Genomic DNA, 23,974 nt, shown 5'->3' with positions numbered 1-23,974 from the left:
CGCGCGCGGCCCTACACTGCGTGGCTGAACCCTGCTTTGCGAGCCCGCTCCTTGATCGATCTGCCTGCCGCCTATCTGACCACCCTCGCGTTCGGCGCCGCGCTGCTGCTGAACGTGCTGACCAAGCTGTGGCTGGCCTCGCGCCAGATCCGCGCCGTGGCGCGCCACCGCGGCGCCGTGCCGGCCGAGTTTGCCGGCGCGATCGCGCTGGGCACCCACCAGCGCGCGGCCGACTACACGGTGGCGCGCCTGCGCTTTGGCCTGCTGGAGCTGCTGCTGGGCGCCGCCGTGCTGCTGGGCTGGACGCTGCTGGGCGGGCTGGACGCGCTCAACGGCGCGCTGCTGGACTGGCTGGGCCCGCGCCCCCTGGTGCAGCCGCTGGCGCTGTTGGTGGCCTTTGCGCTCATCAATGGTCTGATCGAACTGCCGGCGAGCGGGTGGCAAACCTTCGTCATCGAGCAGCGCTTCGGCTTCAACCGCATGAGCGCGCGGCTGTGGTGGGCCGACCTGCTCAAGTCGGTCGCGCTGGGCGTCGTCATCGGCGTGCCGCTGGCTGCCGGCGTGCTGTGGCTGATGCAGGCCACGGGCGATGCCTGGTGGCTGTGGACCTGGGGCGCCTGGATGGCGTTTTCGCTGCTCATGCTGGTGCTCTACCCGACGCTGATCGCCCCGCTGTTCAACAAATTCGAGCCGCTGCAGGACGCGGCGCTGCGCGAGCGCGTGGCCAGCCTGATGGCGCGCTGCGGCTTTGCCGCCAAGGGCTTGTTCGTGATGGACGGCAGCCGGCGCAGCGCGCACGCCAACGCCTACTTCACCGGCTTTGGCGCGGCCAAGCGGGTGGTGTTTTTCGACACGCTGCTCACGCAGCTGAACCCGCCCGAGGTGGAGGCCGTGCTGGCGCACGAGCTGGGCCACTTCAAGCACCGGCACATCGTGCAGCGCATCGTCATGCTGTTTGCGCTCAGCCTGGCGGGCCTGGCCCTGCTGGGCTGGCTGGCGGGGCAAAGCTGGTTTTACGCCGGCCTGGGCGTCACGCCCAACCTGCCGGCGAGCATGGGCGGGGCGGTGCCCAACCACGCGCTGGCGCTGCTGCTGTTCGTGGGCGTGGTGCCGGTGTTCACGTTCTTTGTCTCGCCGCTGGCCGCCACGCTCTCGCGCCGGCACGAGTTTCAGGCCGACGCCTACGCCGCCCGCCAGTCCAGCGCGCAGGCGCTGTGCGACGCGCTGGTCAAGCTGTACAAGGACAACGCCAGCACGCTCACGCCCGACCCGCTGTACGTGCGCTTTTACTACTCGCACCCGCCGGCCAGCGAGCGCATCGCCCACCTGGGCGCCCGGGTGCCTGCCGCTTGAGCCGGCGCCCGCGCCCCCCCGCCGCAGCGCCCGGCGAACTGCTCGAGGGCCTGGTCGTGTCCGCCCACGGGCGCCACTGCGTGGTCGAAACCGACAGCGGCGCGCGCGTGCGCTGCCATCCGCGCGGCAAGAAGCTGGAGGTGGTGGTGGGCGACCGCGTGCAGTGGCTGCCCTCGCAGGACGAGGGCACCGTCGAGCGCACCCTGCCCCGGCGCAACTGGCTGTACCGCCAGGACGAGCTGCGCACCAAGTCCTTTGCCGCCAACCTGGACCAAGTGCTGATCCTGCTGGCCGCCGAGCCCGAATTCTCCGAGCACCAGCTGGCGCGCGCGCTGATCGCCTGCGAGTGCGCGCACATCGAGCCGCTGATCGTGCTGAACAAGGCCGACCTGCAAGCGCCCTTTGCCCGCGCCTGGCAGCGCCTGGCGCCGTATCGGGCCATGGGGTATGCGGTGCTGGCGATCTGCGCCAAGGCCTCGCTCGCTCGCCCCTCTGGGGCTGAAGGCCGCGGCTCCAGTTCCGCCTGCGCGGAACTGGACGGCCTGAAGAGCGGCGGCGTCTCGCCGCCCGCACCGGCTGGGGTGAGGGACGACGGCGATGGACGCGAAGCACCGCTGCACCCTCACCCCAACCCTCTCCCGCGGGCGGGAGAGGGAGCCAACAGCGTGCCCGACGACGGCATGGCGGTGCTGGCCCAGCGCCTGCGTGGCCGCGCCACGCTGATCCTGGGCCCCTCGGGCGCCGGCAAGAGCACGCTGATCAACCGCCTGGTGCCCGGCGCCCAGGCGGCCACGGGCGAGCTCTCGCAGGCGCTGAACACCGGCCGTCACACGACCACCGCAACCACCTGGTACTGGCTGGATCGCGCACAGCGCAGCGCGCTGATCGACTCGCCCGGATTTCAGGAATTCGGCCTGCGCCACATCGACCCGATGCAGCTGGCCGCCTACATGCCCGACATCAAGCCCCACGTGGCCGAGTGCCGCTTCTACAACTGCACGCACCTGCACGAGCCGGGCTGCGGCGTGATTTCCGCAGTCAAATCAGCTTATGGCCCGCACCCGATCAGCGCAAGAAGATACAAAATTTATAGCGAATTGTTTGCCGAAATCAGCGCGGTCCATCGATGACCGGCCCGCTGTCTCGAACCGGCGCGCTCAAGTGCCGGGCTTGCGAACACCCGAGCCGGAGCGCTTGCCGCCGGCGTCCGTCGGAATGCACGCCATCTGCCAGTGGGCACATGCCGATGCCCATGTCAGCCGGTGTCCAGCGCAAGCGCTTGGAATGTCACCGTTTCGCCGCAGGCCGCGCCGGATCGCCCGTCCCGCGCCGCGGGCTCGGCCGGGTGCGATGGCTCAATGGCGCGCCGGCTGGCCGTCGGCCGGCGCGACCAGATCCAAGCGGCGCTGCACGCGCGCCGCCTCGGCCGCATCGCCGCGCGCCTCGGCCAGTTGTCGCTGCACGCCCAGCCAGGCCAACAGCGGCCGGCGCCAGCCCTGGCCGGAGGCGGTGTCCACGGCCAGCGCGACCAGCGCCGGATCGGCGTGCTGCTGACGCAGCATCACGGCGGCAGAGATCAGGCGCGCCAGCGGATCATCGATGCCGGCAACACCGCCACCGCCCATCGCGACGGCCCGGTGCTGCGCAGGCAACAGGGCAACATCGGCTGCGCGGGCCTGGCCCGCCAGATAGCGGGCGTAGGCGCGCTCGGCCTGCGTGGCGTCCACCGCCACCGCGTCAAAGCCGCTGCATGGCACGAAGTCCAGGCTGGCGACCTGCACGGCGCAGCGATTGAGCTCGACGCGCGCCACCAGGTCCGGGCGGCCGGTGCGCGCCGTCTCGGCGCGCGCCAGATGGAATTCACGCCCGGCCACGCGGCTGTCGCCGCGCAAATACGCCGCCGCAAAGCGCTCAACGTGACCGACGGCGTTGACGCTCCAATCCGGTACTTTCTGGCCTCCAGCGCACGCCGACAAAGCGCAGGCAGCTATCACAGCAATAGCAAACCAGCGCCGCTTCATGGCAGCGTCACCTCTTGCTGCCTGGGAGCAAATGGCCACTTGCGGTTCAGCTCGGTGATCAGCGCGTCGATCTTGCCAAGGCTGGATTCAACGTCGGCGCGCAAATCGCCCAGATTGACCGTGGCCTCGCGCGCATTGCCGGCCACGCCCTGCACCTCCTTGAGCACCGCGTCCACCTTCTGCACGCTCTGGCGCACGTCCTGCAACAGGCCATTCAGCTGGCGCACCGTGGCTTGCGTGTCCGCCACCAGGCCCTCGCGGCCCAGCAACTGCTGGTCGGCCTTGCCGACGGCGGCATCCACGCGCCGCAGCACCTGGTTGGCCTGCACCAGCAAATCGCCCACGCGGCGCGCGTCGGCGGCGTTGCCGGTCAGCGCGCCCACCAATCCGCCCTGCGCGTTGTTCAGGCGCCCGCTGAAGGTCTTGAGCTCGACCAGGGTCTGGCCCAGGGCGCCATCGTCGGCCGTGAGCTGGGCCACGTTCTGCAGCACGTCGCGCGCGTCGGAGACCATCTTGGGTATTTCGGCCGACACGTCGCCGCGCAGCACCACGCGCTCGGCGCCGGCCGCCAGCGGCGCGTCGTCCGGGATGCCGGTGAACGCCCGCAGCCGTGCGGCGCCGACCAGGCCGCGCTCCAGCGTGTAGACGCTGGATACGCGCAGCCAGTGCGCGTCTTTCACCGGCACATCGACCTGGATGCGCACCGTGCCGCTGCCCACCAGCTCGATCTTGCGCACGCGCCCGATTGGAAAGCCGGCAAAGGTCAGGTCCATCCCGACCGACACGCCGTCGGAATCGTCGGTGGTCAGATACAGCGGCTGCGTGGCCTCGAAGGCGCCGCGCACCCACATCAGGTACAGCGCGCTGCCCACCAGGATCAGCGCCATCATCAGCAGCAGCAGCAGCGCGCGCCACTGCAGGCGCCGCGCGTTCAGCGCTTCGGTGGAGTCGGGGTCGGCAGGGGCCATGGGTTCGGGCGCGGACGGATTGTCCGGGCCACTCAATAGTAATTGCCCACCAGCGACGCGATCTCGATGCCCAGCATCAGCACCAGCATCTGCACCAGCCCTTGCAGCTCCACGCTGGTGCGCGAAGGCCGGTGCTCGATGTCGCGCAGCGCATTGGCCACAGGCAGCAAGGACACGGCCACGGCGAACAGCAGCGTCTTCAGGCCGAAGATCAGGGTCACCGCCGGGTTGAAGATGTGCCCCACCGCCCGGTTGAACGAGGCCACGCCGGCCGTGGTGAAGCCGTGCACCGCCACGTAGGTCAGCACCAGCGAGATGACGCAACTGAGCGCGGCCAGCAGCAGCACCGCGAACATGGCGCCCAGCACGCGCGGCAGCACCTCGTGCGCGAGCGGGTCCCCGCCGGCGGCGCGCAGGCGTTGCGGCCCGCCGTCACGCCGCCACTTGTACAGCTGCGAGCCGCCGGCGATGCTGTACTCCACCGCCACGTACAGCGCCGCGGCCAGCGGGATCAGCTCCAGCACCAGCACCCGCACCACGGCGTCCAGCGCGTACTGCGAGAGCCCGTAGGCAAAGGCCGTCACCACCACGATGCGGATCACCACCACGTTGAACAGCGCCATCAGCAGGGTGAACCCGGGCAGCCCCGGCGCGGCCGCTTCATCGATCTGGCGCAACACCTGCGCGCGCGGGTGGCCGCGCCAGCTGGACGGCGACAGCGTCAGCACCGCCAGTTGCGCGCCCACGAACAGCACCTGCCACCAGCCGCCCAGCCAGCGCCAAGCGCCGCGCCCGGCCCCGAGCACCGCGTTGGAGACTGCCGTGGCAGGTGTCATCATGGCGACGATGATAGCGAGGGTGCGCAGCGCCATCTGGACGGCCCTCGACGTGCCGAACAGACGTTGGTGTTGCCTCCATCACGAAAACGCCCCCCGCAACGCGCTTTAGGCCCGGCAACCCAGTGCAAAGCGCTGCGCACTGCGCTATATTGCATTGCAACAATTTGCTTTCTGACTGCCGTCATGCTCTACCACATCTACGAAGCGCAGCGCGCCCTCATCGAGCCTTTCGCCGAGATCGCCGACGCCACGGCCAAGCTCTTCAACAACCCGCACATGCCCTTTGGCCAGTTGCCGATGTCGCAGCGCGTGGCCGCCTCCTACGCGCTGTTCCACCGCCTGGGCAAGGACTATGAAAAGCCCGAGTTCGGCATTCGCCAGGTGCCGGTGGACGGCGTACAGGTGGCGATCGACGAGCGCATCGAAATCGACAAGCCGTTTTGCGAGCTGCGCCGCTTCAAGCGCTTCTCCGACGACCCCGCGACCTTGACCAAGCTCAAGACGCAACCCCCGGTGCTGATCGTCGCGCCGCTGTCGGGCCACCACGCCACGCTGCTGCGCGACACGGTGCGCACGATGCTGCAAGACCACAAGGTCTACATCACCGACTGGAAAAACGCCCGCCTGGTGCCCCTGTCCGAGGGCGAGTTCCACCTGGACGACTACATCAACTATGTGCAGGAGTTCATCCGCCACCTGCAGGCCAAGTACGGCAACTGCCACGTGGTCAGCGTGTGCCAGCCCACCGTGCCGGTGCTGGCCGCCGTCTCGCTGATGGCCAGCCGCGGTGAGACCACGCCGCTGACCATGACCATGATGGGCGGCCCCATCGACGCGCGCCGCTCGCCCACCCAGGTCAACAACCTGGCCACGCAGCGCAGCTTCTCGTGGTTCGAGAACAACGTGATCTACCGCGTGCCGCACAACTTTCCGGGTGCGGGCCGGCGCGTGTACCCCGGCTTCATGCAGCACTCGGGCTTCGTGGCCATGAACCCCGACCGCCATGCCACCAGCCACTGGGACTACTTCCGCGACCTGGTGCGCGGCGACGAGTCCAGCGCCGAGACGCATCGCAAGTTCTACGACGAGTACAACGCCGTGCTCGACATGGACGCCGACTATTACCTGGAGACCATCAAGACGGTGTTCCAGGACTTCAGCCTGATGCAGGGCACCTGGGACGTGCGCTCGCCCCAGGGCAAGCTCGAGCGCGTGCGCCCGCAGGACATCAAGGACACCGCCCTGCTCACCATCGAGGGCGAGCTCGACGACATTTCCGGCTCCGGCCAGACCCGCGCCGCGCACGACCTGTGCACCGGCATCGAGAACAAGCCGACCAAACACTACGAGGTGCCCGGCGCCGGCCACTACGGCATCTTCAGCGGCCGCCGCTGGCGCCAGCAGGTGTACCCGCGCGTGAAGGCCTTCATTGCCGAAAACTCGCCGCCGGCCGACGCCACCCACACTGCCACCGTGACCAAGCTGGGCGCGCCGGCGGCCAAGCGCGGCAACGAGGCCCGCAAGGCCGCGTGAATCTGCCGCACCCCCGTCGCTCCACGCGCTGCGCGATGTTGCGCATTTCCACTCACAGGGGCATCGCCTGTGTCCGGCGAGATCCCGGCCACGGCGATCGTTTGTACGGCCTGCTCCGCGGCCAACGGACTCTTTTGGTTTCACGCAACACGGGCAATATGCGGCGCAGTGCGCTGCGGCAGCCTTGACCATCCTCCTCAAAACCCTGGCCGAGCGCCTGCTGGACGCCTTGCCGCAAACGCAGTGCACGCGCTGCGGCTACCCCGACTGCGCCGGCTACGCCCAGGCCATCGCCGACGGCGCGGCTGCCATCAACCAATGTCCGCCCGGCGGCGCCGAGGGCGTGCGGCGACTGGCGGCCCTGACCGGCCAGCCCGAGCGGCCGCTCAACCCGGCCAACGGCCTGGAGGGCCCGCGCGGCGTGGCCTGGATCGACGAGGACTGGTGCATCGGCTGCACCCTGTGCATCGCCGCCTGCCCGGTGGACTGCATCGTCGGCACGCACAAGCGCATGCACACCGTGATCGAGACCGACTGCACCGGCTGCGAGCTGTGCGTGCCCGCCTGCCCGGTGGACTGCATTCACATGGAAAACGTCAGCGCCCAGCGCACCGGCTGGGCCGCCTGGTCCGCCGAGCAGGCCGAGTCGGCCCGCATGCGTTACGCCGCCACGCAGCAGCGGCGCCAGCATGCGCCCGGCCTGGCGGACGCGCCCCAGGCCGGCGGCGCACCCGTGCCAGCCACAGGGGACGCGGGCGCCGCCCCTGACACCGCGCCCGACGAGCGCAAGCGCGCGTTGATCGAGGCCGCGCTGGCGCGCGCGCGCCGCAACCGTCCCGCCGCCTGAACCACGCCTGGGCTCGCGCCCGTTGCCGGCGATGCCGCCGCCAAGTGACGGGGCGCCGCACCGTGCAACGCGTCTTGACTGGGGGCGGGATGGTCAGTGCGCCCCGCCCGCATCGGCCGCGGCACCGCGCACCCGCCGCGTCAGCCACACCAGCGGAATCAGCCCCACGAACAGCAGCGCCGACAGGTAGAAGATCTCCTGCGTCGAGATCATGTAGGCCTGCTGCGTTACCAGCCGGTCGATGAAGCCCAGCGCCTGCTCGTGATTCATGCCGCCCGCCTGCAACTGGCCGAGCGTCTGTTCCACCACCGGGCGGGCGGCGTTGACGTGCTCGGCCAATTGCGCGTGATGCAGCGTGGCGCGGTCTTCCCACGCGGTGGTGGCGATCGACACGCCGAACGCTCCCGCCGTGATGCGCGTGAAGTTGGACAGGCCCGCCGCCGCCGCAATGCGCGACGGGGGCAGGCCCGACAGCGTGATGGTGACCAGCGGGATGAAGAAGCCCGCCATGCCGATGCCCTGGATCAGCGTGGGGATCATGATGGTGACGAAGTCGGTCTCCACCGTGAACAGCGAGCGCAGCCAGAACACCAGGCCAAACACCAGGAACGACGCCGTCACGTACAGGCGGGGATCGACCCGGTGCATGGTCACGCCCACCACCGGCGAGAGCACGATCGCCAGCAAGCCCACCGGCGCCAGCACCATGCCCGCTTGCGTGGCGGTGTAGCCCATGAACTGCTGCAACCACAAGGGCAGCAAGACCACGTTGCCGAAGAACAGACCATATCCAACCGCCGTGGCCAGCGCGCCCGACCAGAAGTTGCGCCGTCGAAACAGCGACAAATCCACCACCGGGTGCTGCTCGGTCAACTCCCAGGCCAGGAAGAAAACAAAGCCCACCACCGCGACGACGGCAAAGCTGACGATCTGCGGCGAGGCGAACCAGTCCAGCTCCTTGCCCTTGTCCAGCATCAGCTGCAGCGCGCCCACCCACAGCACCAGCAGGGCCAGGCCGACGAAGTCGATCGGCAGGCGCAGCGTGGGCGTTTCGCGCTCGCGGTAAATGGCCCACGTGAGGGCCGCCGCCACCATGCCCACCGGCACGTTGATGTAGAAGATCCAGGGCCAGCTGATGTTGTCGGTGATCCAGCCGCCCAAGAGCGGTCCCATGACGGGCGCCACCAGCGTGGTGATGGACCACATGGCCATGGCCAGCCCCGATTTCTCGGGCGGATAGCTGGACAGCAGCAGCGTCTGCGACAGCGGAATCATCGGCCCCGCCACAAAGCCCTGCAGCACGCGAAACGCGATCAGCATGGGCATGTTGGGTGCCATGCCGCACAGCCAGGACGCGAGCACGAACAAGAGCACGCTGGTCATGAACAGGCGCACCTGCCCCACGCGCTGCGTCAGCCAGCCCGTCAGCGGCACGGCAATGGCGTTGGCCACCGCAAAGCTGGTGATGACCCAGGTGCCCTGCACCGGGCTCACGCCCAGGTCGCCCGCAATGGCCGGCAGCGAGACGTTGGCGATGGACGAGTCCAGCACGTTCATGAACGTGGCGGCCGACAGCGCCAGCGTGCCCAGCACGCGCGCGCTGCCCTGCAGCGGCGGATGGGCGGCAACGTGAGGGGTGCTCATGGAATGCGATCGATCGGCAGAATACTACTATTTTGATAGCTGCTTGCACCCGTTGCATGGGCGCCAGCGGTCGATTCAATCACGATTCCTTGGCCATGCGATGGCCCAGGTTGCGCTCGATGATCTGGCGCACGCGCTGCTCGGCGCCGGCGTCGGTGTCGGCAAAAACCTGCGTCTGCGCCAGCGGTTCGTGGCGCGCCACGCCGGCCAGCTCGGGCCCGCTCTGGTCGGCCACGTCCACGCGCGCCTCCATCGACAGGCCCACCCGCAGCGGGTGTTCCTTGAGCTGGGCCGGATCGAGCGTGATGCGCACCGGCACGCGCTGCACCACCTTGATCCAGTTGCCGGTGGCGTTTTGCGCGGGCAGCAGGGCCGAGGCGGCGCCCGTGGCGATGCCCAGGCCGCTGACCTTGCCGTCATACACCACCTTGCCCCCGTAGGCGTCGGCCGTCAGCCGCACCGGCTGGCCGATGCGGATGCGGCGCAGCTGGTTTTCCTTGAAGTTGGCGTCCACCCAGACTTCGTCCAGCGGCACCACGGTGAGCAGCGGGGCCCCCGCCGCCACGCGCTGGCCCAGCTGCACGGTGCGCTTGCCCACATAGCCGGACACCGGCGCCGGCAGCGCAGTGCGGTGCACGGACAGCCAGGCTTCGCGCACCTTGGCGGCGGCGGCCAGCACGCTGGGGTGCTGCTCCACCGGCGTGCCGTCGGTCAGCGCCTCGTTGCTGGCGCGCTGCTCGCTGGCCGCGCTGACGGCAGCCTGCGCCGCGGCCAGCGTGCTTTGCGCCGCGGTCACCTGCGCCTTGGCATGCGCCAGCTCCTCGCCCGAGACGGCGCCGCCGCCGGCCAGCCCCTGGCGGCGCGCCAGGTCCTGCTCGGCGCTGGCCAGCTGCGTGCGCGCCTTGCCAACATCGGCCTCGCGCAAGCGCACCTGCGCCGCCAGCGATGCGTTGTTGACGTACAGCGTGCGCACCTGGCGCACCGCCTGCCCCAGCGCGGCCTCGGCCTGCGCCAGTGCGATGCGGGCGTCGGCACCATCGAGCTTGACCAGCGGGGCGCCGGCCTGCACGCGGTCCATTTCGTCCGCGTAGATCGCCGTCACGGTGCCGCCGATCTGCGGCGTGATCTGCACCACGTTGCCCTGCGCGTAGGCGTTGTCGGTCTCTTCGAAATGCGCCAGCACCAGCTGGTCATACAGCCCCCACGCCAGGCCGCACAGCACCACCACGGCGGTCAGGCCCAGCAGCAGGCGCTTGCGCCGCGAGCCATTGGGAGCCATGGCGGCTTGCGCCGGGGCTGCTTCGCTTTCAGGAGCTGTCGGCGCTCTATTGGTGCCGGTTTCTGATGAATCGGACATAAGATTTTCTTTCTTCGGTATCTCAGGAGCGCGACGCGGCCACCGGCTCGGTGTCGAGCGCGGGCACCGGCTGCCAGCCTCCGCCCATGGCCTGCGCCAGGCCCACCTGCGCCAGCAGCGCCTGCGCCGCCAGGTCCACCGTCTGGCGGCGCTGCGCCAGCACGGCGGACTCGGCCACCAGCACGTTCAGGTAGGTGCCCAGCCCGGCGCCGTAGCGCTGGCGGGCGATGTCCCACGCGCCCTCGGCGGCACCCACGGCGTGGGCCTGCTCGCCTTGCTGGCGCGCCACCGCACGCAGCGCCAGCGCCTGGTCGGCCACCTCGCGCATGGCGTCGATCACGGTGGCGTTGTAGCTCTCGATGGCGGCGTCCACGTCGGCCGTGCGTCCGCGCAGGTTGGCGCGCAGGCGCCCGCCCTCGAAGATCGGCAGCGAAAGCGCCGGGCCCACGCCCCACTCCAGGCTGCCGCCGTGCAACAGGTTGCCAAAGCCCAGGCTTTGCAGGCCGACGAAGCCGGCCAGGTTGATGTTGGGATAGAACTGCGCACGCGCCACCTGCACCTCGCCTTGCGTCGCCTGCACGCGCCAGCGCGCGGCGGCAATGTCGGCGCGCTGGCCCAGCCAGTCGGCATCCAGCTGTTGCGGCAAGGCCAGCGTGCCGAGCTGCGCCAGCCTGGGCACGGTGACGTCGGTGGGCAGGCGCGGCTGGCCCAGCAGGGCGGCCAGCGCGTTGCCGGTGGCCTCGATCTGCTGCTCCAGCGCGGCGATCTGGGTGCGCGTGTCGGCGCGGCCGGTCTCGTTCTGGCGCAGCTCCAGCTGATTGTCCAGGCCAGCGCGCACGCGCTCCTGCACCAGCCCCAGCATCTGCTGGCGCTGCGCCAGCGCCTGCTGCGCCAGCTCGCGCTGGTCATGCAGCCGCGCCCATTGCACGTAGTTGCGCACCACGTTGGCCGCCAGCAGCACGCGCGCGGCGCCCTGCTCGGCCTGGGCCGCGCGCGCCTGGCCCACGGCAGCCTGCAGCGCGCCGGCGTTGCGCCCGAAGAAGTCCAGCGCCCAACTGCCCTGAGCCTGCACGTTGCCCAGGTTCTGCACCGAACCACCCAGCGGGGGCGGATAGATGTAGTTTTCCGAGAAGCGCTGGCGGTTCAGTCCCAAAGTGCCGCTGACCTGCGGCGCATCGGCCGCCTGCGCAATGGCGATGGCGCTGTCGGCCTTGGCCACGCGGGCGGCGGCCACGTGCAGGCTGGGGTTGTCCTGCAAGGCCTGGGCCACCAGACGGTCGAGCTGTGCATCGCCCAGCTGGGTCCACCAGTCGGCCGCGGGAGCAGGGACGGCGTCGGCGGACGCCGCCGGCAGGCCCAGCGCGGCGGCATCGCGCACCGTGGCGCCCGGCTGAATGCCGCCGAGGTCGGCGCAGCCCGACAGCAAGCCGGCCAACAGCGCCGCGGCCAGCGCGCTTGAACGTGAAAAACTCATGAAGCGTCCTCGTGGGCAAGCAGGTTCTGCGCCGCCTCGGTCAGGCGCAGCAGCAGCGTGCGCAGCTGCTCCCACTCCTGCGGCGAAAACCCGGCCAGCACCTGGTTGTAGACCTCGCACAGGATGTGCGGCACGCGCTCGGCGACGGCCACGCCGGCGGGGGTCAGTTCGATGTGCACCACGCGCCGGTCGCTCTGGCTGCGCACGCGCTGGCACAAGCCCTTTCGCTCCAGGCGGTCGAGCAGGCGCGTCATCGCGCCGGTATCGATCGTGCACACGCGCGCCAGCTCGGCCACCGTGTCGGCGTGCCCCGCATGCACCTTGTGCAGGGGCAGCCACTGAGGCAGGGTGGAGCCGGTCAGGTCGGCCCGCTCGTTGACGCACTGCGAGACGGCCAGCAGCGCATCGCGCAGCATGTACATCAGCCCGTCTTCGGCACGCAGCGGCCGCGACGAATCGTATGGCAGGGACTGGATGGCGGAGGGCGGCATGGCGGCGAGCCCGCCCCGACGCGGGGGCAGACCGGCCGCGATTATTGTTTGCCTATGCAAACATTGTCAAGTCAATTTTCGTCGCCGCTGGAATTTCAGCGCCAGCCAGCATTGAGCTTGTCCAGCGCCGCCACACCGGGACACAGCTCGGCCGTACCCAAGCTGTTGAGCGGCCGGGCGCTGGTGTTCTGTGCGGCGTGCAGATCGCCCGCCTCGGCCTCCAGGTACAGCAGGCCCGTCACCAGCTCGCCCTTGGCCGCGTGGCCCTGCATGTAGGCCATGGCGGCAACCCGGTCGGTCGGGTCGTAGTCGGCGTGCAGTTTTTTCAGGCGCAGGATCGTGCCGTCGTGCTGCTCGACGTCGATCACCTCGCCGGGCGCGTAGTCCACCGTGATTTCCTGGCGGCCCAGGATCAGGTCGATGCGGCTGACGGCCTCGTTGTGCTCGCGCACCCAGTCGTAGCTGCGGGTGGATCCGGCGTGGTTGTTGAAGGTGACGCAGGGGCTGATGACGTCGATGAAGGCCGCGCCGCCATGCTGCATGGCCGCCTGGATGAGCGGCACCAGCTGCGCCTTGTCGCCCGAAAAGCTGCGCGCCACGAAGCTGGCGCCCAGCTGCATGGCCAGGCCGACCAGATCGACCGGGCTGTCGTTGTTGACGACGCCCTTCTTGCTTTTGCTGCCCTTGTCGGCGGTGGCCGAGAACTGGCCCTTGGTCAGGCCGTAGACGCCGTTGTTCTCGACGATATAGACCATGTTGACGTTGCGCCGCATGGCGTGCGCGAACTGGCCCAGGCCGATGGAGGCCGAGTCGCCATCGCCCGACACACCCAGGTACAGCAGCTCGCGGTTGGCCAGGTTGGCGCCGGTCAGCACGCTGGGCATGCGCCCGTGCACCGAGTTGAAGCCGTGGCTGGCGCCCAGGAAGTAGTCCGGCGTCTTGGACGAGCAGCCGATGCCCGAGAGCTTGGCCACGCGGTGCGGCTGGATGTCCAGCTCCCAGCAGGCCTGAATGATGGCCGCCGAGATCGAGTCGTGCCCGCAGCCGGCGCACAGGGTGGACACCTTGCCCTCGTAGTCGCGCCGGGTGTAGCCCACCTTGTTGGGCGTGAGCGAGGGGTGGTGCAGCCGGGGCTTGGCGATGTAGGTCATGGCTGGGCCTCCTGCGGGGTGACGACGGCGTCATGCACGTGGTCGGTGATGGCCTGGGTGATGAAGCGCGCGGTGATCGGCGTGCCGTCGAAGTGCAGCACGCGCTGCAATTTGGCCGGGTTGATCTCCAGCTCGTTGATCAGCATCGAGCGCAGCTGCGCGTCGCGGTTTTGCTCGACCACGAACACCGTCTCGTGCGCGGCGATGAACTCATTGACGCTGGCGGCAAACGGAAAGGCGCGCAGCCGCAGGGCGTTGACGTGGATGCCCTGGGCGGCCAGCACGTCCAGCGCCTCGTGCATGGCGCAACTGGTGGAGCCGAAAAAGATCACGCCCAGCCGCGTGCGCCGGGCGGCCGGGCGCGGCACCGGAGGCGGAACCAGGGTGGCGGCGGTGGCGAACTTCTTCAGCAGGCGCTCGACGTTGTAGACGTAGTCGGCGCCGCGCTCGGAATAGCGGGCATAGGCGTCGCGTGTGGTGCCGCGCGTGAAGTAGCTGCCGCGCGTGGGATGCGTGCCCGGCAGCGTGCGCCAGGGGATGCCGTCGCCGTCCACGTCCTTGTAGCGGCCGAAGTCGTGCGTCTCCAGGTCGTTGGCCGTCATCACCTTGCCGCGGTCGTACTGGCGCGCGTCGTCCCAGGTCAGCGGCTCGCACAGGCGCTGGTTCATGCCGATGTCCAGGTCGGTCATCACGAACACCGGGGTTTGCAGACGGTCGGCCAGGTCCAGCGCCGCGGCGGTGAGTTCGAAGCATTCCTTCGGATCTTCAGGGAACAGCAGCACGTGCTTGGTGTCGCCGTGCGAGGCATAGGCGCAGGCGATCAGGTCGGCCTGCTGGGTGCGCGTGGGCATGCCGGTGGACGGGCCGCCGCGCTGCACGTTGATGAGGGTGACCGGAATCTCGGCAAAGTACGCCAGGCCGATGAACTCGGTCATCAGCGAGATGCCCGGCCCCGAGGTGGCGGTAAACGCCCGCGCACCGTTCCAGCCCGCGCCCACCACCATGCCGATCGAGGCCAGCTCGTCCTCGGCCTGCACGATGGCGTATTGGTGGCGGCCTTCGGCGTCCACCCGGAACCTGGCGCAATAGGCCATGAAGGCCTCGGCCACCGAGGTGGAGGGCGTGATGGGGTACCACGCGCACACCGTGGCGCCGCCGTACACCGCCCCCAGGCCGGCGGCGGTGTTGCCATCGACGAAGATGCGCTGGCCCACGCGGTGCGCGCGCTCCACCCGGATGGGCAGGGGATGCGCCAGGTTCTCGTGCACGAAGTCGCGCCCCAGGTTCAGCGCCTGCACGTTGGAGGCAATCAGTTTTTCCTTGCCCCTGTACTGCTCGGCCAGCAAGGCCTCGATGACGGCGACGTCCATGTCCAGCAGCATCGACAGCGCGCCCAGCGCCATGATGTTCTTGAACAGCTGGCGCTGGCGCGGGTCGCTGTAGACGGCATTGCAGATCTCGGTCAGCGGAATGCCGATCACCGTGACGTCGTCGCGCAGCTCCTCGCGCGGGCGCAGGCGCGTGCTGTCATACAGCAGGTAGCCGCCGGGTTCGATCTCCTCCACGTCGGCGGCCCAGGTCTGCGGGTTCATGGCCACCATCATGTCGATGCCGCCGCGCCGGCCCAGGTAACCCTTCTCGCTCACGCGCACCTCGTACCAGGTGGGCAGGCCCTGGATGTTGCTGGGAAAGATGTTGCGCGGGCTGACCGGCACGCCCATGCGCAGGATGGCCTTGGCAAACAGCTCGTTGGCGCTGGCCGAACCCGAGCCGTTGACGTTGGCGAACTTGATGACGAAGTCGTTGACGGCGGTGATCTGCGTCATGCTGCGGCCCCCTCGCGCACGCCGATGGTGCCGGCCGCGCCACCAGCCTTGGTGGTGTGCAGCAGGAATTTTTGCATGTCCCAGGCTCCCGTCGGACAACGCTCGGCGCACAGGCCGCAGTGCAGGCACACGTCCTCGTCCTTGACCATCACGCGGCCGGTGGTCACCGGATCGGACACCAGCAGGTCCTGCGTCAGGTTCAGCGCCGGCGCGCTCAAACGCCCGCGCAGGTCGGTCTCGTCCCCATTCAGGGTGAAGCTGATGCAGTCCATCGGGCAGATGTCCACGCAGGCATCGCACTCGATGCACAGCTTGGGCGTGAACACCGTCTGCACGTCACAGTTGAGGCAGCGCGACGCCTCCTTGAAGGCGGTGCGGGCGTCGAAACCCAGCTCCACCTCCACCTGGATGCTGGCGAGCGCCGCCTCGGCCTTGGCCCAGGGCACCTTGTAGCGCAGGTCGTTGCTGGGGTCGTGGTCGTAGCTCCACTCGTGGATGCCCATTTTTTGCGACACCAGGTTGGCCCAGGGCGCGGGGCGCTGGGCCACGTCCTGCCCGGTCAAAAACAGGTCGATCGACACCGCCGCCTCATGGCCGTGCGCAACCGCGGTGATGATGTTCTTGGGCCCGAAGGCCGCATCGCCGCCGAAGAACACCCGCGGCAGCGTCGATTGAAACGTGCGCTCGTCGACCACCGGCAGTCCCCATTCGCCAAAGGCGATGCCCACGTCGCGCTCGATCCAGGGAAAGGCGTTTTCCTGGCCGACGGCGATCAGCACGTCATCGCAGGCGACAAACACCTCGGGCTCGCCCGTGGGCACCAAACGGCGCCGGCCCTTGGCGTCGCGCTCGGCACGCACGATCTCGAACGTCATGCCGGTCAGCCGGTCGCCCTCGTGCACGAAAGCCTTGGGCACATGCATGTTGATGATCGGAATGCCCTCGTGCTGGGCGTCTTCCTTCTCCCAGGGCGATGCCTTCATCTCGTCGAAACCCGAGCGCACGATGACCTTCACGTCCTGGCCGCCCAGGCGGCGCGCCGAGCGGCAACAGTCCATCGCGGTGTTGCCGCCGCCCAGCACGACCACGCGCTGGCCGATGCTCTTGACGTGGCCGAAGGACACCGAGGCCAGCCAGTCGATGCCGATGTGGATGTGCCGGGCGGCCTCGCGGCGACCCGGGATATCCAGGTCGCGCCCGCGCGGCGCGCCGCTGCCGACGAACACCGCATCCCAGCCCTCGGCCAGCAGCGCCTGCATCGAGTCGATGCGCTGGCCGCTCCTGAACTCGGCGCCCAAGGCAAAGACGTAGCCGGTTTCCTCGTCGATCACGCTCTCGGGCAGGCGAAAGCGCGGGATCTGCTGGTGCATGAAGCCGCCGGCCTTGGCCTCGCCGTCGAACACCGTCACCGCGTAGCCCAGCGGCGCCAGGTCGCGCGCCACCGTGAGCGAAGCCGGCCCGGCACCCACGCAGGCGATGCGCTTGCCGTTGGGTTGCGCCGCGGGCTGCGGCATGCGCGCCTCCACGTCGCCCTTCAGGTCGGCGGCCACGCGCTTCAAGCGGCAGATGGCCACCGGCTCGGGCTTGGCGGCGTTGGCCTCTTCCACCCGCCCGCGCCGGCAAGCCGGCTCGCAGGGCCGGTCGCAGGTGCGCCCCAGGATGCCCGGAAACACGTTGGACACCCAGTTGACCATGTACGACTCGGCGTAGCGGCCCTGCGCGATCAGCCGCAGGTATTCGGGCACGGGGGTATGGGCCGGGCAGGCCCATTGGCAATCCACCACCTTGTGGTAGTAGGCGGGGTCGCCGGTGTTCGTCGCGCGCATGCAAGGGTCTCCGGGCTCAAGCGATCGTCGGCGCACGGCCGAACCGCACGCGTGTAACGAACAGTTTACGCCCGGAGAGCGCCCGCCGCTGCTCTCGTCAACCCCAAGTCGAGACCGGGCACCGCTCAGGCCGATTGCAGGGCGGCAAAAGCCGCGATCACCTCGGGCGGTGCCTGCACCAGCTCGATCAGCACGCCCTCGCCCGCGATCGGAAACTCAGCGTTGGCCTTGGGATGCATAAACGTGATGTCGTAACCCGCCGCGCCCTGGCGGATGCCACCCGGCGCAAAGCGCACGCCGCGCGCCGTCAGCCACTCGACGGCCTTGGGCAAGTCGTCGATCCACAGGCCCACGTGGTTCAGCGGCGTGGCGTGCACGGCGGGCTTCTTGTCGGGGTCGAGCGGCTGCATCAGGTCAACCTCGACCTTGAACGGGCCGCTGCCCATGGCGCAGATGTCTTCGTCCACGTTCTCGCGCTCGCTCTGGAACGTGCCGGTGGGCGTCAGGCCCAGCATGTCCACCCACAGGGTTTGCAGGCGCCGCTTGTCGGGGCCGCCGATGGCCACTTGCTGAATGCCGAGAACCTTGAATGGACGGGACATGATGACCTCGATGCTTGACGACAAGGCGGGCGTGCCGCCAAGAAAAAAGCACCCGACAGGGCTGCCAGGTGCTTGATTTTTTTGGTAGGCGCGATTGGATTCGAACCAACGACCCCCACCATGTCAAGGTGGTGCTCTAACCAACTGAGCTACGCGCCTGAAAATCGATTCGAAGCCGGCAAGTATAGCAAATCAGGTTTCCATGGCGTTGCGCGCCGCCCGCAGCCGATGAAACGCCAACAGCCCGATGGCCGCGGAGCAGACCATGCCAGCGATCGCCGTGGCCGGGGTTTCCCCGGTCACTGGCGATGCCCCTTGAGCAACTGTGTTCTCAAGTCAAGTCTGTTGAATGAAATTTTCATGCTTGGACAGATCCCAGGCGGTTTTATCTCTGAGCATGGCGTTGAGAATCGTCAAGAGCTTGCGCATGCAAGCGACGATGGCCACTTTCTTGGGTTTGCCCGCTTGTAGCAAACGCTCATAGAAGACCTTGAACACGGGGTTGTAGCGAATGGCTGAGAGCGCGGCCATGTACACCACGGCCCGCACCTCGGCGCGCCCACCCCAGATACGACGCTTGCCACTGCGCTCGCCCGAATCATTGGCCAGGGGAGCCACACCCACCAGCTTGGCGATCTGGCGTCGCTTGAGCCGGCCCAATTCGGGCAGCGCCGCGCTCAGGGTGAGAATCGCCACCGGACCGACGCCCTTGACACTGTCGAGCAACGCGCGCTGCTGCTTGAAGTGTCGATCCAGGTGCGAGTCGGCGTCCGCATCAATGGCCGCGATCTGCTTGTCCAGCATCCCGAGGACGGCTTTGATGCTGCGCGCGGCGCGTGCGCTGGCCTGCTCCAAGCGGTGGCCTTCAGCCACTCGCATCTCGATGAGCTGCCGACGCCGTGTCATCAGCACTGCCAACTCCTGGCGCCGGACATCCTCCATAGGCGTGATGTATTTGGCTCGATCCTTGTGGCGCGCCAACACGTCGGCAAAGTCGCGCAGGATGCGGGCATCGACCTTGTCGGTCTTGGCCAACTCACCCATCGACTTGGCGAAGTCGTGGCTCTGACGCGGATTGACACGCGCGACCGCAATGCCGGCACGTTGCAGCGCCCACACCAGTTCACGCTCGTAGCCACCAGTGGCCTCGATGACCACCAAATCAACATCGGTGCTCTTGAACTGATTGATCAGCTCCTGCCACCCGTCGGCGTCGTTGGGCACGCGCCGATGCTGATCGCCCACGCATGCATCGAGATGCAGTTTGGACACATCAATACCGGCGTTGGCTCGACCGACGCCACTCACTACCCCACCTTGTGCATGCATGTTCATGATCGGCAACTGTTCGGGCTACGTGGTTGGATGAAAGATGTCAATGCGTTGACCGATTGCTCAAGGTCGAACTCAAGGCTCCAGGGGGAGGCAGGTTTGGCGCACTGACGACAACTGAACGAGGACTGCAGTTGCAAAGATACAAGGGGTGGGCGAAACATCGTGCAGCGAGTGGAAACCGGGGGTGTTTCACCTCAGTTGCGTCGGGCCCGGCGCACGCCCGCCACGTCTTGCACCAGCTTCAGGACCTGCGCCAGGCGCGCCGTGTCGCTCACCTCGACGGTAAAAGTCATCCAGGCCCAGCCCTTGACCGACTGGGTCTGCACGCCGATCACGTTCATCTTCTCGCGCGCGAACACATCGGAGATGTCGCGCAGCAGGCCCTGGCGATCGACCGCCTCGACCGACACGTCCACCGGGTAGGCCGGCGCGCGACCGGTGGCGGGCGTGCTCCAGGCCACGTCGATGACGCGGTCCGGGTCGCGCGCCTGCAGGTCGCGAAAACTGGGGCAGTCGCGTCGGTGCACGCTGACCCCGCGCCCGCGCGTGACGTAGCCGGCAATGGGGTCGGGCGGCGCGGGCTTGCAGCAGCGCGCGGGTTGGGTCAGCAGCGAGTCGAGGCCGACCACCAGCACCCCGCCGCGCGCCGGCGTCCCCTGCGCGGTCTTGCGCTGCAGCACGGCCGCGTCGGCGCTGGGCGCGGGCTCGGGCGGGTGCAGGGCGTGGGCGATGCTGCGCAGCGACAGCTCGTCCTTGCCCACGGTCTCGAACAGCGCATCAGGGGTTTTGAAGCCCAGGCTGGCGGCCAGCTGGTCGAGCGCAACGGCGGTGCGGCCCTCGCGCTGCAAGAGCTTTTCGACCATCTCGCGGCCGCGGGCAATGGTCTCGCGCGCGTGCTGGGCGTTGAACCAGGCGCGCACCTTGGCCTTGGCGCGCGCCGAGGCCAGATAGCCCAGTTCGGCATTGAGCCAGTCGCGCGAGGGGCCGCCCTCCTTGGCGGCGGTGATGGCCACCGTCTGACCATTGGCCAGCGGCGTGTTCAGCGGCACCATCACGCCGTCCACGCGCGCACCGCGGCAGCGGTGGCCCAGGTCGGTGTGCACGGTGTAGGCAAAATCCACCGGCGTGGCGCCGGCGGGCAGCTCGACCACGGCCGCCTCGGGTGTCAGCACGTAGATGCGGTCGTCCAGCAGGCCGTGCTGGGCGGCGCTGCCGGAGAGGTCGCGCTCCCAGGCCAATAGCTGGCGCAGCACGGCGATCTTGGCGTCGTACTGGCTGGCGGCACTGACGCCGGCGTAGCCCTTGGCGCCCGCTTCCTTGTAAGCCCAGTGCGCGGCCACGCCGTGCTCGGCGTGCTCGTGCATGGCGCGGGTGCGGATCTGGATCTCCCACGCGCGACCCTCGGTGTCGCGCACCACGGTATGCAGCGACTGGTAGCCATTGACCTTGGGTTTGGCGATGTAGTCGTCGAACTCGCCGGGCACGGGGGCAAAGTGCTGATGCACCCAGTCCAGCGCGGCGTAGCAGTCGGCCACGCTGACCACGATGATGCGCAGCGCGCGCACATCGAACACGTGCTCGAAGTCCAGGCCCTTGCCGCGCATCTTGCGCACGATGGAGCTGATGTGCTTGGGCCGGCCGCTGACCGTGGCATTGATGCCCTGTGCGCGCAGCGCGGTCTCGATCTCGGCGCGGCGCTGCTCCAGCGCGGCCTCGCGCTCGCTGCGTTTTTCGTCCAGCAGGCGGGCGATCTCGCGGTAGGTACCCGGCTCCTGGGCGCGAAAGATGAGGTCTTCCATCTCCCACTTGATCTGCCAGATGCCCAGGCGGTTGGCCAGGGGCGCAAACACCTCGTGCGCCTCGCGCAGCACGCTGGGCGCCAGCGGCAGGCGCTGGGCCGCGCACCAGCGCAGGGTTTGCAGGCGCGAGGCCAGGCGCAGCAGCACCACGCGCAAATCGCGCGAGAAGGCCAGCAGCATCTTGCGCACGGCCTCGGTCTGCTGGCTGGCCTGCTCGGAGTCGGTGGGCTGATCGACACGGCCGGCACGCGAGCGTTGCTGCAACTGCTCGAGCCGGGCCGTCTCCAGCGCCAGGCGGGCGAAGTTCTCGCCAAAAGCCTTGCCGATCACCTCCTCCGGACGATTGAGCTGCGCGCAGGCGTAGCCGAGGTAGGCAGCCGCCTGGATCGACTCTGCGCCGCCGATGCCGGCCAGGATGTCGGCCACGGCGTCGGCGTGGGCCAGCAGGTTTTCGCCCGACGCGGTGGTTTCGCCGGCCAGCAGGGGTTCGGCAAAGGCGCGCGCGCGCTCGCGCATGCCCGCTTGGGCTTCCGACTCGTTGACGGCGGACACCACGCCCGCCACGGGCGCGCCGGCCTGGCCGACGGACAGGCTGGCGGTCTTCATGCTGCCTCCTTGGGCGTCAGAAACTCCAGCACCACGCGCACCTGGTCGTCGTCGATCAGCATGGGCGCGTGGCCCACGCCGGCAAACTCGACCAGGCGCGCACGCGGGCCGCACGCGCACATGCGGCGAACGGTGGCCGCCGTCAGCAGGTCGGACTCGATGCCATGCAGCAACAAGGTCGCCGCGCGCGTGTTTTCATAGGCCTGCCACAGCGTTGCTTCGCCCTGCGCCACCGCATCGGCCGTCAACTCGAGCATGGGTGTGGCGATCGCCGGGTCGTCGTGCAGCCGCCAGCCGCCGTCCGGCTGCGGCTTGAGCATGGGCCGTGTCAGGGTCATCCAGTCGGCGTCCGAAATGGGGCCGAAGCCGGCGGACAGCGTGCGCAGCCAGGCGGCCGCGTCCTCCGGCGTCGCAAAGCGCGCGGGCGCCTGCCCGACATAGGCCTGAATGCGCCGGATGCCCGACCATTCGATGCCGGGCCCCACGTCGTTGAGCACCAGCCGCGCCACGGGCACCGGCAGCGGCAAGCCCGGCGTGCCCGCCATCAGCATGCCGATGATGCCGCCCATGCTGGTGCCCACCCAGTCCAGTTGCGTGATGGGCGCCTGCGCATGCAGTTGCGCCAGCAGCGTGAGCATGTCGGCCACGTAGGTGGTGTATTGGTAGCCCATGGGCTCGCGCAGCCAGTCGCTCTGGCCGCGGCCGACGACGTCGGGACAGACCACGCGCACGCCCTGCCCGGCGGCCTGGGCCTGGGCTTGCAGCGCCCGGGCCAGCACGTCGAAGTCGCGTCCCTGGCGCGTCAGGCCATGCACGCACACCACCACGCGCGGCGCCCGCGCATCGCCCCATTGCCACCACGCCATGCGGTGGCCACCGGAGGGCTCGGGACAGGAAACGTGATGCAGCGCGGGCTCGGACATGGTGGATGCGAGACAGGAAACCGGGGCGACAAAACACCCGCTTTCGGCATCCTAAAACAATCGGCCCGCGGCCCGCGCGCAGGGCCGCAAGCCGCGCCGGCGCCCGACCGCGCCGCGCTCAGCGCGCCGTCGCCTGCACCCCGGCGCCGCGCTCGCCGCTTGATGCACCCGGTGCAATGCCGCGCCGGATTTGCTCGCGCAGCTCAAGGCGCTGGTCCGGCGTCAGGCGCCGATCGTCACCCCCGGGTTCCGCGCCGCGCTGGCGGTATTGCGCCTCCACGGTCATCCACAGCGGCGAGCGCGCGGCCCCCCGCTCGACCGCCTTGTCGGCAACCGGCGGGCTGGCGGGCGGGTCGGCCGCCTCGGACTGCGCCCAGGCGGCGAACGCGCCCGCCAAAACGCCGACCGCGGAAAGAATGATCAGGGTGTACTTCATGATGTGCCTGCTGCCACCGGCGACGATCGCACACAGGGTGCGTATGCGTCTTGCGCATCGTCCGTCGGCAGGGCAACAGATGTAACATGCTGAAAATCATCGGCCGATGCGACGCGGATCGCGTTGCATCAAGGTCACAATGGGCCTGTTACAAATCCGGCCGACGTGCCCCAACCCAAGTCCATTCACAAGATGAACCAGGCAGTCAACCACACCGACAAGATCGTCGTCGTCGACGACGACGCCCGCATTCGCGACCTGCTGCGCCGCTATCTGACGCAAGAAGGCTTTGAGGTGATCGTCGCCGAAGACGCCAAGGCGCTGGCGCGCATCATGCTGCGCGAGACGATCGATCTGATCGTGCTCGATCTGATGATGCCGGGCGAAGACGGCCTGTCGGTATGTCGGCGCCTGCGCGCCGCGGGCGACAAGACCCCGGTGATCATGCTCACCGCCAAGGGCGAGGACGTGGATCGCATCGTCGGCCTCGAGGTGGGCGCCGACGACTACCTCGGCAAGCCCTTCAACCCGCGCGAGCTGCTGGCACGCATCCACGCGGTGCTGCGCCGCCGCCCGCCGCAGGAAGCGCCGGGCGCGCCCTCGGCCGAGAACGAATCGGTCAGCTTCGGCCCCTTCCAGTTCGACCTCGGCGTGCGCGCGCTGCACAAGAACGGCGAGGAAATCTCGCTGACCACGGGCGAGTTCGCCATGCTCAAGGCGCTGGTGCGCCACCCGCGCCAGCCGCTGTCGCGCGAGAAGCTGGCGCAACTGGCGCGCGGGCGCGAGTTCGAGCCCTTCGACCGCAGCCTGGACGTGCAGGTTTCGCGCCTGCGCAAGCTGATCGAGCAGGACCCGGCCAGCCCGCGCTACATCCAGACCGTGTGGGGCGTGGGCTACGTGTTCGTGCCCGACGGCAACGCCTGATCCCGCGGTCTTCGAGGTC

At 69.0% G+C, this 23,974-nt stretch carries 20 protein-coding genes and 1 tRNA gene; 5 read left to right on the top strand and 16 right to left on the bottom strand.

What is annotated here, in order from left to right; all coding sequences use genetic code 11:
- The first annotated feature begins 60 nt into the window (after positions 1–60).
- Positions 61–1,353 carry a M48 family metallopeptidase gene (locus tag U1F38_RS03780; protein ID WP_409985798.1) on the top strand — a complete coding sequence of 431 codons (1,293 nt, stop codon included), beginning with the start codon at positions 61–63 and terminating at the stop codon, positions 1,351–1,353.
- Positions 1,350–2,483, top strand: coding sequence for a ribosome small subunit-dependent GTPase A (gene rsgA, locus U1F38_RS03775; RefSeq protein WP_409985701.1), 1,134 nt, complete (start codon positions 1,350–1,352; stop codon positions 2,481–2,483). Before U1F38_RS03780 ends, rsgA begins: the two co-directional genes overlap by 4 nt.
- Positions 2,484–2,708: 225 nt before the next feature.
- On the opposite strand, the gene U1F38_RS03770 is transcribed toward rsgA, so the two are convergent.
- Genes U1F38_RS03770 through U1F38_RS03760 form a run of 3 tightly spaced genes read right to left on the bottom strand, consistent with a single transcriptional unit; the run spans position 2,709 to position 5,181 of the window.
- Complete coding sequence (locus tag U1F38_RS03770; protein ID WP_409985700.1) at positions 2,709–3,374, bottom strand: hypothetical protein; 666 nt, start codon at positions 3,372–3,374, stop codon at positions 2,709–2,711.
- Entirely contained in the window at positions 3,371–4,342 is a 972-nt protein-coding gene (locus U1F38_RS03765; protein WP_409985699.1) for an MlaD family protein, read from the bottom strand. Before U1F38_RS03765 ends, U1F38_RS03770 begins: the two co-directional genes overlap by 4 nt.
- A 32-nt stretch (positions 4,343–4,374) precedes the next feature.
- Positions 4,375–5,181 carry an MlaE family ABC transporter permease gene (locus U1F38_RS03760; RefSeq protein ID WP_409985698.1) on the bottom strand — a complete coding sequence of 269 codons (807 nt, stop codon included), beginning with the start codon at positions 5,179–5,181 and terminating at the stop codon, positions 4,375–4,377.
- Between the two features lie 183 nt (positions 5,182–5,364).
- On the opposite strand from U1F38_RS03760, the gene U1F38_RS03755 reads away from it, so the two are divergent.
- On the top strand, positions 5,365–6,714 hold the full coding sequence (locus U1F38_RS03755; RefSeq protein WP_409985697.1) for a polyhydroxyalkanoate depolymerase: 1,350 nt from the start codon (positions 5,365–5,367) through the stop codon (positions 6,712–6,714).
- Positions 6,715–6,898: 184 nt separating this feature from the next.
- Positions 6,899–7,561 (top strand): electron transport complex subunit RsxB, encoded by a 663-nt coding sequence (gene rsxB, locus U1F38_RS03750; protein WP_409985696.1) that lies wholly within the window; start codon positions 6,899–6,901, stop codon positions 7,559–7,561.
- A gap of 93 nt (positions 7,562–7,654) precedes the next feature.
- Here rsxB and U1F38_RS03745 read toward each other — a convergent pair whose 3' ends face one another.
- The 13 genes from U1F38_RS03745 to U1F38_RS03685 form a co-directional block, all read right to left on the bottom strand.
- Positions 7,655–9,205, bottom strand: a complete 1,551-nt coding sequence (locus tag U1F38_RS03745) for a DHA2 family efflux MFS transporter permease subunit (RefSeq protein WP_409985695.1) — start codon at positions 9,203–9,205, stop codon at positions 7,655–7,657.
- A gap of 79 nt (positions 9,206–9,284) precedes the next feature.
- Positions 9,285–10,484 carry an efflux RND transporter periplasmic adaptor subunit gene (locus tag U1F38_RS03740; protein ID WP_409985694.1) on the bottom strand — a complete coding sequence of 400 codons (1,200 nt, stop codon included), beginning with the start codon at positions 10,482–10,484 and terminating at the stop codon, positions 9,285–9,287.
- 100 nt (positions 10,485–10,584) lie between these two features.
- A complete protein-coding gene (locus U1F38_RS03735; RefSeq protein WP_409985693.1) occupies positions 10,585–12,036 on the bottom strand; it encodes an efflux transporter outer membrane subunit in 1,452 nt (483 codons plus the stop codon).
- Positions 12,033–12,527: a MarR family winged helix-turn-helix transcriptional regulator gene (locus U1F38_RS03730; protein ID WP_409985692.1), complete on the bottom strand. Its 495-nt coding sequence runs from the start codon at positions 12,525–12,527 to the stop codon at positions 12,033–12,035. Before U1F38_RS03730 ends, U1F38_RS03735 begins: the two co-directional genes overlap by 4 nt.
- A gap of 95 nt (positions 12,528–12,622) precedes the next feature.
- Positions 12,623–13,678, bottom strand: coding sequence for a 2-oxoacid:ferredoxin oxidoreductase subunit beta (locus tag U1F38_RS03725; RefSeq protein WP_409985691.1), 1,056 nt, complete (start codon positions 13,676–13,678; stop codon positions 12,623–12,625).
- Complete coding sequence (locus U1F38_RS03720; RefSeq protein ID WP_409985690.1) at positions 13,675–15,504, bottom strand: 2-oxoacid:acceptor oxidoreductase subunit alpha; 1,830 nt, start codon at positions 15,502–15,504, stop codon at positions 13,675–13,677. Before U1F38_RS03720 ends, U1F38_RS03725 begins: the two co-directional genes overlap by 4 nt.
- Entirely contained in the window at positions 15,501–17,330 is a 1,830-nt protein-coding gene (locus U1F38_RS03715) for an FAD-dependent oxidoreductase (RefSeq protein ID WP_409985689.1), read from the bottom strand. The genes U1F38_RS03720 and U1F38_RS03715 overlap by 4 nt, the downstream gene beginning before the upstream one ends.
- Before the next feature lie 125 nt (positions 17,331–17,455).
- A complete protein-coding gene (locus U1F38_RS03710; RefSeq protein ID WP_409985688.1) occupies positions 17,456–17,932 on the bottom strand; it encodes a VOC family protein in 477 nt (158 codons plus the stop codon).
- An 82-nt stretch (positions 17,933–18,014) separates the two neighbouring features.
- Positions 18,015–18,091 (bottom strand) — tRNA-Val (locus U1F38_RS03705).
- A 177-nt stretch (positions 18,092–18,268) separates the two neighbouring features.
- Positions 18,269–19,240, bottom strand: a complete 972-nt coding sequence (locus U1F38_RS03700; RefSeq protein ID WP_409985785.1) for an IS110 family transposase — start codon at positions 19,238–19,240, stop codon at positions 18,269–18,271.
- Positions 19,241–19,461: 221 nt separating this feature from the next.
- Complete coding sequence (locus U1F38_RS03695; protein WP_409985687.1) at positions 19,462–21,672, bottom strand: RelA/SpoT family protein; 2,211 nt, start codon at positions 21,670–21,672, stop codon at positions 19,462–19,464.
- Entirely contained in the window at positions 21,669–22,595 is a 927-nt protein-coding gene (locus tag U1F38_RS03690; RefSeq protein WP_409985686.1) for an alpha/beta fold hydrolase, read from the bottom strand. Before U1F38_RS03690 ends, U1F38_RS03695 begins: the two co-directional genes overlap by 4 nt.
- Before the next feature lie 118 nt (positions 22,596–22,713).
- Positions 22,714–23,031 (bottom strand): hypothetical protein, encoded by a 318-nt coding sequence (locus tag U1F38_RS03685; RefSeq protein ID WP_409985685.1) that lies wholly within the window; start codon positions 23,029–23,031, stop codon positions 22,714–22,716.
- A gap of 192 nt (positions 23,032–23,223) precedes the next feature.
- On the opposite strand from U1F38_RS03685, the gene ompR reads away from it, so the two are divergent.
- On the top strand, positions 23,224–23,955 hold the full coding sequence (ompR, locus tag U1F38_RS03680; RefSeq protein WP_409985797.1) for a two-component system response regulator OmpR: 732 nt from the start codon (positions 23,224–23,226) through the stop codon (positions 23,953–23,955).
- Positions 23,956–23,974: the final 19 nt, after the last annotated feature.

The sequence above is a fragment of the Ottowia sp. genome, assembly GCF_046348305.1.
Taxonomy (GTDB): Bacteria; Pseudomonadota; Gammaproteobacteria; order Burkholderiales; family Burkholderiaceae_C; genus Ottowia.
The sequence above is the reverse complement of the archived record's forward strand: the minus strand, read 5'-3'. Positions and strand labels throughout refer to the sequence as shown.

Bases quoted from the DNA above. Each gene is read 5' to 3' on its own strand.
- U1F38_RS03770 (WP_409985700.1), bottom strand. From the start codon at position 3,374: ATGAAGCGGCGCTGGTTTGCTATTGCTGTGATAGCTGCCTGCGCTTTG.
- U1F38_RS03765 (WP_409985699.1), bottom strand. From the start codon at position 4,342: ATGGCCCCTGCCGACCCCGACTCCACCGAAGCGCTGAACGCGCGGCGC.
- U1F38_RS03760 (WP_409985698.1), bottom strand. From the start codon at position 5,181: ATGATGACACCTGCCACGGCAGTCTCCAACGCGGTGCTCGGGGCCGGG.
- U1F38_RS03755 (WP_409985697.1), top strand. From the start codon at position 5,365: ATGCTCTACCACATCTACGAAGCGCAGCGCGCCCTCATCGAGCCTTTC.
- U1F38_RS03745 (WP_409985695.1), bottom strand. From the start codon at position 9,205: ATGAGCACCCCTCACGTTGCCGCCCATCCGCCGCTGCAGGGCAGCGCG.
- U1F38_RS03740 (WP_409985694.1), bottom strand. From the start codon at position 10,484: ATGGCTCCCAATGGCTCGCGGCGCAAGCGCCTGCTGCTGGGCCTGACC.
- U1F38_RS03735 (WP_409985693.1), bottom strand. From the start codon at position 12,036: ATGAGTTTTTCACGTTCAAGCGCGCTGGCCGCGGCGCTGTTGGCCGGC.
- U1F38_RS03730 (WP_409985692.1), bottom strand. From the start codon at position 12,527: ATGCCGCCCTCCGCCATCCAGTCCCTGCCATACGATTCGTCGCGGCCG.
- U1F38_RS03725 (WP_409985691.1), bottom strand. From the start codon at position 13,678: ATGACCTACATCGCCAAGCCCCGGCTGCACCACCCCTCGCTCACGCCC.
- U1F38_RS03720 (WP_409985690.1), bottom strand. From the start codon at position 15,504: ATGACGCAGATCACCGCCGTCAACGACTTCGTCATCAAGTTCGCCAAC.
- U1F38_RS03715 (WP_409985689.1), bottom strand. From the start codon at position 17,330: ATGCGCGCGACGAACACCGGCGACCCCGCCTACTACCACAAGGTGGTG.
- U1F38_RS03710 (WP_409985688.1), bottom strand. From the start codon at position 17,932: ATGTCCCGTCCATTCAAGGTTCTCGGCATTCAGCAAGTGGCCATCGGC.
- U1F38_RS03695 (WP_409985687.1), bottom strand. From the start codon at position 21,672: ATGAAGACCGCCAGCCTGTCCGTCGGCCAGGCCGGCGCGCCCGTGGCG.
- U1F38_RS03690 (WP_409985686.1), bottom strand. From the start codon at position 22,595: ATGTCCGAGCCCGCGCTGCATCACGTTTCCTGTCCCGAGCCCTCCGGT.
- U1F38_RS03685 (WP_409985685.1), bottom strand. From the start codon at position 23,031: ATGAAGTACACCCTGATCATTCTTTCCGCGGTCGGCGTTTTGGCGGGC.
- ompR (WP_409985797.1), top strand. From the start codon at position 23,224: ATGAACCAGGCAGTCAACCACACCGACAAGATCGTCGTCGTCGACGAC.